The organism is Stenotrophomonas sp. FBCC-B152 (assembly GCF_059134105.1).
In genome coordinates, this window is record NZ_CP101442.1 from 1,031,984 (window position 1) to 1,044,858 (window position 12,875).

The following is a 12,875-nucleotide window of genomic DNA, read 5'->3' on the forward strand; positions in this document are numbered from 1 at the left end:
TCTGGCTGGTTTCCACCCCGGCGCCGCGCTGTCCGCGCCGTGCCATTCCCGCGCCCCCGGCGGATCCTGACGGATGAGCCAAGGGGGAGGCGGGAACCGGTGGCGGCCGGTACAAGCAGTAGTGACCGTGCAGCGCCTTTGCCTGGCGCTGGTGTTGCTGTGCCTGCTGTTCGGCGTGCCGGCCACATCGGCCGCGCAGGATGGGCCGCCGCCGCTGCGCGACTACGCCATCGACGTGTGGACCTCGCGCAATGGCCTGCCGCACAACTCGCTGCGTGACATCGCGCAGACCCCGGAGGGCCACCTGTGGTTCGCCACCTGGGAAGGGCTGGTGCGCTACAACGGGCTGGACTTCACCGTGTTCGACCGCAGCACCCGCCCGGGCCTGCGCGACAACGGCGTGGGCGCGCTGTTCGTCGACCGCGAGGGCGGCCTGTGGATCAGCGATTCGCGCGGCAACGTCACCCGGCGCAGCGCCGACGGCCGCTGGCAGGTGTTCGCGCACCAGCCGCCGGCACCGCAGGTGCTGATCCAGGCCATGCAGATGGACAGCCATGGCCGGCTGTGGCTGCTGTACGAGGGCAACGGCATCGGCAGCGTGACCCGCGAAGGCCACTTCGAGTACCAGAAGCCGCCGGCCGACGTGCCGATGGCGATGAGCTTCACCAAGCTGGTGGTGGATGCGCAGGACCGGGTCTGGGTGGGCACGCTGGACGGCCTGGTGGTGCGCGGCACCGACGGGGTGCTGCGCCGCGCACCAGAGAGTTACGGGCTGGGCCGCGGCCTGGTGTGGCCGTACCGCGCGCCCGACGGCGTGCTGTGGATCGTGGCCGGCGAGCGCATCTACCGCATGCTCGATGGCATGCCGCAGTTGCAGCACCGCCTGGCCCCGGGCATGCACATCACTTCGATGCTGCAGGACCGCCACGGCGACCTGTGGCTGGGTACCGAAAACCAGGGCCTGCTGCGCCTGTCGCGGCACGGCCTGGAGCGGCTGCCGGCCGGGCTCTCGCTGCCTGGCGGCAGGGTGGTGAGCCTGCGCGAAGACGCCGAAGGCAGCATCTGGGTCGGCGCCAACGGCGGCCTGTACCGCCTGCGCGAAACGCTGTTCAGCAGTTTCACCGAACGTGACGGGCTCAGCGGCGATTACGTGCGCACCGTGCTGGAAGACCGTGACCGCCAATTGTGGGTGGGCAGCGCCAGCGGGCTGGACCGGCGCGATGCACAGGGCGTGTTCCACCCGGTGCCGCTGCGCAACCGCGGCGGCAAGACCCCGTCGGTGCTGAGCCTGGCCCAGGATCATGCGGGCGGGTTGTGGGTGGGTACCTTTGGTGACGGCATCCTGCGCCTGGACGGGCAGGGCCACATGCTGCGCAGCTACGGTGCCGAAGACGGCCTGCCGGGCGGCAACATCCGCGCGATGAGCGTGGACCGCGAGGGCGCGGTATGGGCCGGGACCCAGAAGGGCGTGGCCCGGCTCGACGCCAATGGGGTGACGGTGCCGACCGTGCCGGGCATGCCGACCGGGCTGGTCACCGCGCTGGCCCACGACGCCGAAGGCGATTTGTGGGTGGGCACCATCGAAGGCATCAGCGTGCTGCGCGGCGACCATGTGCAGCGCATCGACCTGGCGCCGCTGGGCGGCGGCCGCAGTGTGTTCGGTTTCCAGCAGATCGGCGATGCGATGTGGATCAGCAGCGACCGTGGCCTGTACCGGTACCAGGACCGCACGCTGTCACGGGTCGGGCTGGAGCAGGGGATGCCGGTCGATACCGTGTTCCAGCTGGTCCCGGACCGGGTCGGCAACGTCTGGATCAGCAGCAACCGTGGCGTGCTGCGCACCGACATGGCCATGCTCAACGATGTGGCCGACGGCCACACGCGCAGGATCGAGGTCGAGCATTACAACGAAATCGACGGCATGGCCAATTCGCAGGCCAACGGCAGCTCCGGTCCGTCGGCGATCCTGCGCCAGGACGGCACGTTCTGGGTGGTCACCGCTGGTGGCCTGAGCACGGTGGACCCGCTGCGCCTGCAGCGCTTTCGCGAACGCCTGGCGCCGCCGGCGGCGATCGAAACGGTGCTGGTCGATGGCGTGCCACTGCACTGGCAGGGCGCCAACCACAACACGCTGCCCGGCGGGCGCCGGCTAAGCATCAGCTACGTAGGCCTGAGCTACCTGATGTCCGAGCGCATCCGCTACCGCACCCGGCTGGAAGGCCTGGACAGCGCGTGGATCGAGCGCGGCCAGCAGCGCAGCGTGGAATTCATCGGCCTGCCGCCGGGCGATTACACCCTTCATGTATCCGCGGCCCACCCGGGCGGTACCTGGGGCGACAGCGAGGCGGTGTGGTCGTTCACGGTGGAACCGTTCCTGTGGCAGCGGCGCAGCGTGCAGTTCATCTGCGGCCTGCTGCTGCTGGCCGGGCTGGTGGCGCTGTACCGCTACCTGATCAAGCGCTACAAGGCCAGCAATGTCCGCCTGGCGCGCAAGGTCGATGCCGCCACCCGCGACCTCAAGGCACAGACCGCCAGCCTGCAGGCGTTGAACGAAGAGAAGACCCAGCTGGCCGCGCGCCTGGCAGTGCAGGCCGAACAGTTCGAGCGCCAGGCGCGCGAGGATGCGCTGACCGGGCTGCCCAACCGCCGCGCGTTCGACGAAGCACTGGCGCGCGATTTCGCCCGCTCGCAGCGCAGCGGCCACCCGCTGTGCCTGGTGGTGCTGGAATCGACCACTTCAAGGAAGTGAACGACCAGCACAGCCACAGCGTGGGCGACGTGGTGCTGACCGAAGTGGCGCGGGTGATCGCCTCGGCCTGCCGCGATTCGGACATGCCCGCGCGCACCGGCGGTGAGGAATTCACGCTGCTGCTCAACGACACCCGCCTGGCCGAAGCGGCGCAGGTCTGCGCGCGCCTGCGCGGGCTGTTCCATGACCACCCGGACTGGGCCGGCGTGCCGGGCCTGCAGGTGACCTTCAGCGCCGGGCTGGTCGAACTGGAAGCCGGGGATCGCACCCCGATGCTGCTCTACCAGCGCGCCGACCGCGCCCTGTACCGCGCCAAGAGCGAAGGCCGCGACAGAACGGCGATCGGTTGATATCCGAGGCGCCGGGCACCGCGTAGCGACACGCCATGCGTGTCCCACGCAATGTCACATCAAGGGCGCGGCCACGCATTGGCGATCTTGCAGAACAGCTTTGCCGTCTGCTCTGTGTCATACACCGCGCTGTGCGCTTCGTCCGCATCCCAGCCCAGCCCGGCAGCCGTGGCTGCCCGCGCCAGCACGGTCTGGCCATAGGCGATACCGGCCATGGTCACCGTGTCGAACACGCTGAAGGGGTGGAACGGGTTGCGCTTGTGCCCGACCCGGTTCACCGCGGCATTGATGAAGCCCAGGTCGAAGTGCGCGTTGTGGCCGACCAGGATCGCGCGCTGGCAGCCGTACTTCTTCACCGCCGCGCGCACGGGCGCGAAAATGTGGTCCAGCGCGTCCTTTTCCGCCTTGGCCAGCCGGAACGGGTGGTCGAGGATGATGCCGGTGATCTCCAGCGACTTCGGGTCGATGTCCAGCCCTTCGGCCGGCACCACGTGGGCGCTGGCGGTCTGGCCCGGATAGAGCAGGCCGTTGTCGTCCATCTCGATCGGCACCGCGGCGATCTCCAGCAGCGCATGGCGCTGGCTGTCGAAGCCGCCGGTTTCCACATCCACCACCACCGGCAGGAAGCCACGGAAGCGGGTCGCCATCATGCGCTGGGCGGCAGAGGGCATGTCTTCAGCGGCCACCGGCGCGCCGGCGGTCTGGGGGAGGTCTTGAGTCATGCACGAAGTTTAGCAGAGCGACCTGGCCGCCCCGTGGTGGCGCTGCCAGACCGCCACGCCCAGCAAGGCCGCGCCCAGCACGGCCAGCAACAGCGCCGGTCCCGGCAGCAGCCAGCCCAGCGGCCAGGCCGCAGCCATCGCCAATCCGCCCCATGCCAGTGCATCCGCGCGGCCATCCGGTGCCCGGGCCAGCCAGCCATCCACGCTCAGCCGCCCGCCGCCTTGCAGCAGCAGCGGCAGCAGCATGGCGATGAACAACAGCGGCAGCTTGAAGTTGCCCTGGCCCTGGTCGCTGATCGCATAGCCCTGCGCCAGCGTGGTGAGCGAATCCCACTGCGCCGGCCAGTGCACGGCCGCGGTCGCCACCACGGTCAACCCGATCAGCAGCGCGGCCGTGGCCCGGGTGGCCACGCCCAGCAGCAGGCAGATGCCGCCGATGAGTTCGATCCAGGTCGCTGCCTGCCAGTTGAACTCGGCCGGCAGCCAGCGAAGTGGCAGCGGGAAGTGCGCCTGGAGGGTGTCGAACCAGTTCACTCCGCGCCATTTTTCCAGCCCGGATTCCAGATATTCCCAGGCCAGCAGGATGCGCAGTCCCAGCGGGGCAAGCCAGGCGCCCAGGCCATCGAGGCGGGGGCGCAGGGTGGAAGCAAGGAAGCGGCGGAGATGCATGGGGACGGCCTGGAAAGGGAAGTCCCTTGAAGAGGGCCGGCGCGCGGGGAACGATGCGGGTGCCGGCGGCGAGGTTCAGCCGCCGGTCGGGGAGTGGGCGAGCCCGATCACGCCCGTGGAGAGCAACTGCGCCAGCAGTGCCCGCCCCGGCGGTTCCAGGTCGCACGGGTCCAGGCCGTTCTCGTCGGCCAGCTGCCGCAGGTGCGCGGCTCCGCTGCGGGGTGGGTCCGCGTCCATCTGTTGCAGCAGCTGCCACGCCAGGGGACTGAGCTGGGAAAACACGATGTGCCCGTCGGCGGCCCGACGTGCCAGCAGGAACGTCGGCGCCGGTGGTGCATCCACCGGCTGGAAGGCCGCGCCGATCTGCTGCACCGGCCATGCATAGGCCAACGGCCACGCCAGGGGGGAACGCTGCACTGTGCCATGCCATGCATCGGCATCCTCGCCGCACGGATCGAGCGGGAGCGCATCGCGCGACTGCAGCGCCAGTTCCACCCATTCGTAATGCGCCAGCTCGGCCAGGAACGGGCGCGGCAGCGTGTCCTGCAGCTGCAGCCACTGCACGAACTCGGCGGCGACCTCGGTGAACAAGGGCGACGCACAGCGGTGCTCGATGAAGTAGCGCCGGCACAGCGCCTGCCACTCCGCGTCGTCCAGTACCTGCAGCACCACCGGGAAACTGCTGCCCAGCAGTGCCTGCAGGTTGTTGAACAGCAGGTCACGATAGATCTGCAGCCGTCGCGGCTCCAGGCCTGGAGGCGACGGTTGATGTACGGGATCGCGCAGGTGGCGGGTCAGGGCAAACTGCTGGTCGCGCAGCAGGCTGCTCATGCTGCTGCACCCAGGATGCCGCGGATCTGCCGCAGCTCCGCCTGCAGTTCGGCATAGGGTGGCAGGTTGAAGTCGCGCTCGAGCAGGGCCGGGCGCGGCCCGAAACGCGCGCAGGCATGTTCCAGCAACGCCCATACCGGCGCGACCACGGCGCTGCCATGGGTATCTATTTTCAGGTCATCGGCTTCATCGTAGTGCCCGGCAACATGCAGGCAGACGATGCGTGCAGCAGGCAGGCCGTCGATGTACGCGACGGGGTCGAAGCGATGGTTGATGGCGTTGACGTAGACATTGTTGATGTCCAGCAGCAGGTTGCAGTCGGCTTCCTGCAGCACCGCCGTGGTGAAGTCCAGTTCGCTCATCGCTGCATGCGGGGTGAGGTAGGTAGACACATTCTCCACCGCGATGCGCCGGCCCAGCCGGTCCTGCACCCGGGCAATGCGGGCAGCGGTGTGGCGGATGGCTTCGTCGGTAAACGGCAGCGGCAGCAGGTCATACAGGTGGCCGTCGTCGCTGCAGTAGCTCAGGTGTTCGCTGTAGAGGCGGACATCGTGTGCGTCCAGGAAGCGCCCGACCTGGTCGATGAACGCCAGGTCCAGTGGCGCGCTGCCGCCGAGCGACAGCGACAGCCCGTGGCAGGTCAAGGGATGGCGCGCGCTGAGCCCGCGCAGGCGTTCGCCCATCACGCCACCCAGCCCGATCCAGTTCTCCGGCGCGCACTCGAGGAAATCGATATCGCCGGGCGGTGCCTGTTCCAGGTCATCGAGCAGGGCGCGGCGCAGCCCCAGTCCCACCGCCGTTGCAGGCAACGGCAGTGGGCGGGCAGGGCTCACGCGGGTGCGTGGATCAGTGCCCGGCACCGCACTTGCCTTCACCGCACTTGCCCTCGGCGGTCTTCTTGGCGGCTGGCGCGGGCGTGGCCTTGCTCTTGTCGGCCCCACACTTGCCTTCGCCGCACTTGCCTTCCGCGGGCTTCTTGTCGGCAGCATGCGAGGCGGCCTTGTCGGCGCCGCACTTGCCTTCGCCGCATTTGCCTTCCGCCGCCTTGGCATCGGCCTTGGGCGTGGCCTGGGCGGCCAGCGCGTAGCCCTGGGCCAGGTCGGTCATCGACAGCGCCGAGGCGGTGCCGGCCAGGCCGAGGCCGCCGGCAAGCGCGGCACAGGCCAGCAGGGAAGCGTGTTTGGTGGACAGGGTCATGGGAATAGCTCCTTGTAGTTGCAGGGGAAGCATGCCGGATTGCCGGCACGCGGGGAACATCAGGCCAGGTATTCGCGCGCCATGACGCGGGCGCGGTGCAGCCGGGCCTTGATGGTTTCAGGGGTGGTGGACAGCCGCGCGGCCAGTTCGGCGATCGACAGCCCTTCCAGGTCGCGCAGCAGGATCACTTCGCGGTAATGGGCGGGCAGCGATTCCAGTGCAGCGGCGCAATCGCGGCGCAGGTCCAGGTTGTCGTGCTGGGCCGGTGGCAGGATTTCCTCGCGCAGCTCTTCGTGCCGCCACTGGCAGCGCGCCCGCTTGAGCCGGTTGCACTCGCGCTTGACGATGCGGAAGGCCCACGAGGTGAAGCACTCCACCAGGCGCAGGTCGCACAGCCGCCGTGAAACGGTGATCAGGCTTTCCTGCACCGCATCCTCGACATCGTTGATGACGCAGTGGTACTCGGCATAGCGGCGCAGGTGCTGGCGCGAATGGCGCAGCACACGGTCCAGCGCGGCGCGGTCGCCGCGGTGGGCGGCGGCAAGTTCGTGCGGGCAGAGGCGGTGCATGCGGTCGGCGGATCCTGTTCAAGGTGGCACAGGATAAGAGCGCGCCCGGGGCTACAAGGATGCGCGGGGCGCCGGATTGGGACAGGGACGATTCAGTGCCGGCGGTGCGTTCGCGACATGTCGGGATGTTCGCGACAAGGCGCGACGCCGATGATCCAGGCCCCAAACGCAGACGCGCCGGGAGGTCCCGGCGCGTCACAGGGTCTGGGTTGTCGCGAACGGATCAACGGCCGTTGAGCACCACGTCGGCGATCAGGCCGGTGGCGACGGCGATCAACACGTAGCGGTCATCCACCTTGCGCCATTGCTGGCCACGCTTGGGCGCATGCAGGCCGTGGCGCTTGTAGTCGCTCACGTAGGCACCACGATGGTCCTTGGCCAGGTGGCCGCCACGGCGCGGCGGATCGTGGCGGTCGTGCCCCCGCGATGGGCCATGGTTGCGGTCATCGCGCTGGTCATGGCGGTCGCGGTTGTCACGGTCGTCATGGTGGGGCGGGGCGGCGAAGGCCGAACCGGTCGCGGCAAGCAGGGTCAGGGACAGCGCAGCGGCGAGGAGACGTTTCATGGTGTGAGCCCTCTGGAGCGGTGGGGTGGAACGCAGGTCCAGAGTGGGATTTTTTTGCTGAATAGGCAATTAAAAAAGGCCGATACGCAGTATCGGCCTGTAACGGCGTGTAACACGCGCGGGCGCGTGCTTACAGGCGTTCGGTGCTGGTCTCGTCGCGCTTCTCGCGCGGCGGCAGCGCCTGCTCGCCGTGCACCAGGAACCACACGTTCTCGGCGATGTTGGTGGCGTGGTCGCCCACGCGCTCCAGGTTCTTGGCCATGAACAGCAGGTGGGTGCAGGGGGTGATGTTGCGCGGGTCTTCCATCATGTAGGTCAGCAGTTCGCGGAACAGCGCGGTGTACTGCGCATCCAGGCGGGCATCGTCCTCGCGCAGCGCCAGCGCGGCGGCGGCGTCGTTGTCGCGGTAGGCCTCGATGGCACGGCGCACCTGCTGTGCGGCCAGCCGGCCCAGCGAGCGCAGGCCCTGGATCTGCGGCAGCGGCGGCACCTTGCTCAGCGCGATGGAACGCTTGGCCACGTTGGCCGCATAGTCGCCGATCCGTTCGATGTCGGCCGGAATGCGCAGGCCGGCCAGGATCTCGCGCAGGTCGCGCGCCATCGGGCCGCGCAGCGCCAGGCGCATCACGTCATGGCTGATCTGCTGCTCCAGGCTGTCGATGGCTTCATCGTTGGCGATGATGCGCTGGGCGGCGTTGTCGTCGCGGCGCTCGATCACGTCCAGCGCCGCTTCCAGCTGCGCCACGGACATTTCGCCCATGCGCACGATTTCGGCCACCAGCCGCTGCTGTTCTTCGTCGTAGCTCTTGACGATGTGGTCGTTCGGAATGTTCATTGTGATGTGCTCGATTGTCTGGTTGGTGGCATCGTCGCGCAAACGGTCCGGCTCAGCCGAACCGCCCGGTGATGTAATCCTCGGTCTGCTGCTTGATCGGCTGCGAGAAGATCACTTCGGTGCGGTCGTGTTCGATCAGGTCGCCCAGGTACATGAAGGCGGTGTAGTCGGACACGCGCGCGGCCTGCTGCATGTTGTGGGTCACGATCACGATGGTGTAGTCGTGCTTGAGCTCTTCCACCAGTTGCTCGATGCGGCTGGTGGAGATCGGGTCCAGCGCCGAGGTCGGCTCGTCGAGCAGCAGCACGTCCGGGCGCAGGGCCACGGCGCGGGCGATGCACAGGCGCTGCTGCTGGCCACCGGACAGGCCCAGCGCGCTCTGGCCAAGCTTGTCCTTCACCTCGTCCCACAGCGCACCCTGGCGCAGCGCATGCTCGACGCGGTCCTTCATGTCCGCCTTGGACAGCTTTTCGTGGTGGCGGATGCCATAGGCGACGTTCTCGAAGATGGTCATCGGGAACGGCACCGGCTTCTGGAACACCATGCCGACCTTGCTGCGCAGGCGGTTCATCGGGTACTTCGGCGAGAGGATGTTCTCACCATCGAGCAGCACCTCGCCGCGCGCTTCCAACTTCGGGTACAGCGCGTAGATGCGGTTGAAGATGCGCAGCAGGGTGGACTTGCCGCAGCCGGACGGGCCGATCAGCGCGGTGACGCGCTTTTCCGGTACTTCCAGGCTGATGTTCTTCAGCGCATGGAACTTGTCGTAGTAGAAGTCCAGGCCACGGGCGGCCAGCTTGATCGGTGCCGGGTTGCCCAGCGATTCATGCGAGGCCGGCACCGCGATGCGCTGCATCGGCACGGCATTGGTGAGGTCGTTCATGGCGGTGTCCGTGGAAAGGTCAGTCATGGGAGATACGGTTGCGCAGCAGGATGCCGCGCGCCGAAAGGCTTACCAGCAGCACGAACAGGGTCAGCACCAGGGCGCCTGCCCAAGCCAGCGTCTGCCAGGATTCGTAGGGGCTGCCGGCGAACTGGTTCATCACCACCGGCACGCTCGCCATCGGCTGGAACACGTTGCTGTTCCAGTACTGGTTGCCGAAGGCGGTGAACAACAGCGGCGCGGTTTCGCCGGAGATGCGGGCCAGGGCCAGCAGGATGCCGGTGACGATGCCGGCGGCGGCGCTGCGGTACAGCACCTGCACCGTGACCTTCCATTGCGGGATACCCAGCGAGAGGGCCGCTTCGCGCATCTGCGAGGGCACCAGCCGCAGCATTTCATCGGTGGTGCGTACCACCACCGGCAGCACGATGAAGGACAGCGACAGCGCACCCGCGAAAGCCGAGAACTGGCCGCCGGTCTGCATCACGTACAGGGTGTAGACGAACAGGCCCAGCACGATCGACGGTGCCGACAGCAGGATGTCGTTGACGAAACGCACCACGGTGCCGGCCTTGCGGAAGTTGCCGTACTCGGCCAGCCAGGTGCCGGCCAGCACGCCCAGCGGCGTGCCGATGGCGATGGCCAGCGCGCACATCACCGCGCTGCCGAAGAAGGCATTGGCCAAGCCGCCTTCCTGCATGGGCGGCGGCGTCATCTTGGTGAACAGGTCCAGGTTGATCCCGGCCAGGCCCTTGGAGGCCAGGGTGAACAGGATCCAGCCCAGGAAGAACAGGCCGAACAGTGCGGTCAGGCACGACAGCAGCAGTGCGACGATGTTGACGATGCGGCGGCGCAGGTACAGCGGCTGCGCGTTGTTGGCGACGGCGATGGACATCAGTTGCCCTCCTTGCGGGACAGGCGCATCAGCATCAGGCGGGCGATTGCCAGCACCACGAAGGTCACGATGAACAGCACGAAGCCGAGCAGCAGCAGCGCCGAACGGTAGGTCTCAGTGGCCTCGCCGAAATCGTTGGCGATCAGCGCGGCGATGGTGGTGCCCGGTTCCAGCAGCGACGGCGACAGGCGCACGCTGTTGCCGATCACGAAGGCCACGGCCATGGTTTCACCCAGCGCACGGCCCAGGCCGAGGAAGATGCCGCCGATCACCGCCGAGCGGGTGTAGGGCAGCACGATGTCCCAGCTCACTTCCCACTTGGTGGAACCCAGCGCGTAGGCCGATTCCTTCAGGCGGGTCGGCACGGTCAGGAACACTTCGCGCATCACCGAGGAGATGAACGGAATGACCATGATCGCCAGCACGAAGCCGGCGGTGAGCACGCCGATGCCCAGCGGCGGGCCCTGGAACAGCGGGCCGATGATCGGCCATTCGCCCAGGGTCTCATTGAGGGTGGGGGTGACGTACTCGGTCATCACCGGCACCAGCACGAACAGGCCCCACATGCCGTAGATGATCGAGGGGATGCCGGCCAGCAGTTCGATGGCGGTACCGACCGGGCCGCGCATCCAGCGCGGCGCCACTTCGGTGAGGAAGAAGGCGATGCCGAAGCTCACCGGCACTGCGATCAGCATTGCGATCAGGGCGGTGACCAGGGTGCCGTAGATCGGCGCAAGCGCACCGAACTTGTTCTCCACCGGATTCCAGTCGGAGGAGTAGAAGAAGCTCAGGCCCTGCTCCTGCAGGGCATGGCGGCCGCCCCACAGCATCGAGAGCGCGGCGCAGGCCAGGGCGACCAGCACCAGGAACACGGTGGCGATCAGCACCCACCGGAACAGTTTGTCGTTGCGGGCATCACGCAGGTCGCGGAGGGACGGTGCGGGTGCAGGCTGGGCAATGGCATTCATGGGAAAGGCTGGGGCCCGTGAGGTGTGATGCGATGTGATGGTGAATTGCCGGGCATGGCCCGGCACTACGACCGGTCAGGCCCGCGCATGGCGCGGGCCTGGCCTTCTCATTTGAACTCGACAGCCCAGTAGGCTTCGATCTGCTTGACCAGTTCTGCCGGCAGCGGCACGTAGTGCAGTTCGCTGGCCTGGGCCTGGCCGTCCTGGAAGGCCCAGGTGAAGAACGCCAAGGTGTCCTTGCTGCGCTTGGCATCCTTGGGCTGCTTGTGCATCAGCATGAAATTGGTGGCGGTGATCGGCCACGCCTGGTCGCCCGGGGCGTTGGTGATGACCAGGTTGAAGTCCTTGGCGCTGGCCCAGTCGGCGCTGGCCGCAGCCGCAGCGAAGCTGTCGGCGGTCGGCTGCACCCAGTTGCCCGCCGCGTTCTGCATCGAGGCGTACGGCATGCCGTTCTGCAGCGCGTAGGCCAGTTCGACGTAGCCGATCGAACCCTTGATCTGCTTCACGTACGAGGCCACGCCTTCATTGCCCTTGCCACCCACGCCGTCCGGCCACTGCACCGAGGTGCCTTCGCCGACCTTGCTCTTCCAGTCCGGGCTGACCTTGGACAGGTAGTTGGAGAAGTTGAAGGTGGTGCCCGAACCGTCCGAACGGTGGACCAGGGTGATCTTGCCGTCGGGCAGCTTCACGCCCGGGTTGGCGGCCACGATGGCCGGGTCGTTCCAGGTCTTGACCTTGCCCAGGAAGATGTCGGCCAGCAGCGGGCCGCTCAGGCGCAGCTTGCCGGCTTCCAGGCCGTCGATGTTCACCACCGGGACCACGCCGCCGATGGCGGACGGGAACTGGCCCAGGCCGGCCTGGGCCAGCTCTTCGCTGGACAGCGGCTTGTCGGAGGAACCGAAATCAACCGTGCCGGCCTTGATCTGGGCGATACCGCCGCCCGAACCGATCGACTGGTAGTTGACCTTGGCGCCGGTGGCGGCGTTGTAGTCGGCGGACCACTTGGACACCAGCGGGAAGATGAAGGAGGCGCCGGCGCCGGAGATCTCGGCGGTCAGCTTGTCGCCGGCGGCCGGGGCAGCGGCGGGCGCGCCTTCTGCCGAGGCGGTAGCCTGGCCTTCGGCGGCCGGCTTGCAGGCGGACAGGCCCAGCGCGATGGCCAGGGAAAGGGCGGCAAAGCTGGCCGAATGCAGTTTCATGCGTCACTCCGTAGCGGGATAGGGGGCCGGTCTCGCCGGCTGACGCTGCTATGAAATGATGTTTTTGTTACAGCTTGATGACGCCGTGACCGGGGGCACGTTGCAGGCCCGTGGGGCAAGGGCTGGCGGGCGGGATCTACAGCGGCTGCCGGTGAATCGAGCGCCGGGGCGCCATACCCTTTCCGGCGAATGTCCCCGGCGTCGGCCATAGGCCGACACCTCCTCCTTTACTTCGCCTCCAAGGGTATGCCGCCCCGGCGCTCGATCCACCGGCGTTGGCCCCCTGGCAACTGCTTTTTCCTGCCAACCGCAAGCCTTGCCCCGTCGCGGCCGGTAGGTCCCTGGCAAAGTAAAGGAGGAGGCCGTCGCCGCAGGGCGACGGCCGGGGGACATTTGCACAGGGGCCTACCGGTCGCGGCGGGGCCCCCGACGCTCGCGGCAGA

The 12,875-nt window shown here is 67.9% G+C and carries 12 protein-coding genes and 1 pseudogene; 1 reads left to right on the top strand and 12 read right to left on the bottom strand.

Features of this window, described 5'->3' with window-relative positions; genetic code table 11:
• The first annotated feature begins 73 nt into the window (after positions 1-73).
• Positions 74-3,099, top strand: a pseudogene (locus NMB40_RS04975) (two-component regulator propeller domain-containing protein).
• Between the two features lie 59 nt (positions 3,100-3,158).
• Here NMB40_RS04975 and rnt read toward each other — a convergent pair.
• From rnt to pstS, 12 genes are all read right to left on the bottom strand, one after another.
• The gene (gene rnt / locus NMB40_RS04980; RefSeq protein ID WP_282246480.1) at positions 3,159-3,746 is read right to left on the bottom strand and encodes a ribonuclease T; all 588 of its coding nucleotides are present in this window, start codon (positions 3,744-3,746) and stop codon (positions 3,159-3,161) included.
• Positions 3,747-3,830: 84 nt separating this feature from the next.
• The gene (locus NMB40_RS04985; RefSeq protein WP_494360334.1) at positions 3,831-4,490 is read right to left on the bottom strand and encodes an HvfX family Cu-binding RiPP maturation protein; all 660 of its coding nucleotides are present in this window, start codon (positions 4,488-4,490) and stop codon (positions 3,831-3,833) included.
• 75 nt (positions 4,491-4,565) lie between these two features.
• Positions 4,566-5,321 (bottom strand): HvfC family RiPP maturation protein, encoded by a 756-nt coding sequence (locus NMB40_RS04990; protein ID WP_494360335.1) that lies wholly within the window; start codon positions 5,319-5,321, stop codon positions 4,566-4,568.
• Positions 5,318-6,181 (bottom strand): HvfB family MNIO-type RiPP peptide maturase, encoded by an 864-nt coding sequence (locus tag NMB40_RS04995; RefSeq protein WP_494360336.1) that lies wholly within the window; start codon positions 6,179-6,181, stop codon positions 5,318-5,320. Before NMB40_RS04995 ends, NMB40_RS04990 begins: the two co-directional genes overlap by 4 nt.
• Entirely contained in the window at positions 6,168-6,518 is a 351-nt protein-coding gene (locus NMB40_RS05000) for an HvfA family oxazolone/thioamide-modified RiPP metallophore (RefSeq protein ID WP_494360337.1), read from the bottom strand. Before NMB40_RS05000 ends, NMB40_RS04995 begins: the two co-directional genes overlap by 14 nt.
• Positions 6,519-6,577: 59 nt before the next feature.
• Positions 6,578-7,087 carry an RNA polymerase sigma factor gene (locus tag NMB40_RS05005; RefSeq protein WP_282246475.1) on the bottom strand — a complete coding sequence of 170 codons (510 nt, stop codon included), beginning with the start codon at positions 7,085-7,087 and terminating at the stop codon, positions 6,578-6,580.
• Positions 7,088-7,310: 223 nt separating this feature from the next.
• On the bottom strand, positions 7,311-7,652 hold the full coding sequence (locus NMB40_RS05010; protein WP_282246476.1) for an RcnB family protein: 342 nt from the start codon (positions 7,650-7,652) through the stop codon (positions 7,311-7,313).
• 130 nt (positions 7,653-7,782) lie between these two features.
• Positions 7,783-8,487 carry a phosphate signaling complex protein PhoU gene (gene phoU, locus NMB40_RS05015; protein ID WP_068854604.1) on the bottom strand — a complete coding sequence of 235 codons (705 nt, stop codon included), beginning with the start codon at positions 8,485-8,487 and terminating at the stop codon, positions 7,783-7,785.
• A 52-nt stretch (positions 8,488-8,539) separates the two neighbouring features.
• Positions 8,540-9,370, bottom strand: coding sequence for a phosphate ABC transporter ATP-binding protein PstB (gene pstB / locus NMB40_RS05020; protein WP_494360338.1), 831 nt, complete (start codon positions 9,368-9,370; stop codon positions 8,540-8,542).
• A gap of 19 nt (positions 9,371-9,389) precedes the next feature.
• Positions 9,390-10,265: a phosphate ABC transporter permease PstA gene (gene pstA, locus NMB40_RS05025; RefSeq protein WP_494360339.1), complete on the bottom strand. Its 876-nt coding sequence runs from the start codon at positions 10,263-10,265 to the stop codon at positions 9,390-9,392.
• Positions 10,265-11,233: a phosphate ABC transporter permease subunit PstC gene (pstC, locus tag NMB40_RS05030; RefSeq protein WP_282246478.1), complete on the bottom strand. Its 969-nt coding sequence runs from the start codon at positions 11,231-11,233 to the stop codon at positions 10,265-10,267. Before pstC ends, pstA begins: the two co-directional genes overlap by 1 nt.
• A 107-nt stretch (positions 11,234-11,340) precedes the next feature.
• On the bottom strand, positions 11,341-12,432 hold the full coding sequence (gene pstS / locus NMB40_RS05035) for a phosphate ABC transporter substrate-binding protein PstS (RefSeq protein ID WP_494360340.1): 1,092 nt from the start codon (positions 12,430-12,432) through the stop codon (positions 11,341-11,343).
• Positions 12,433-12,875: the final 443 nt, after the last annotated feature.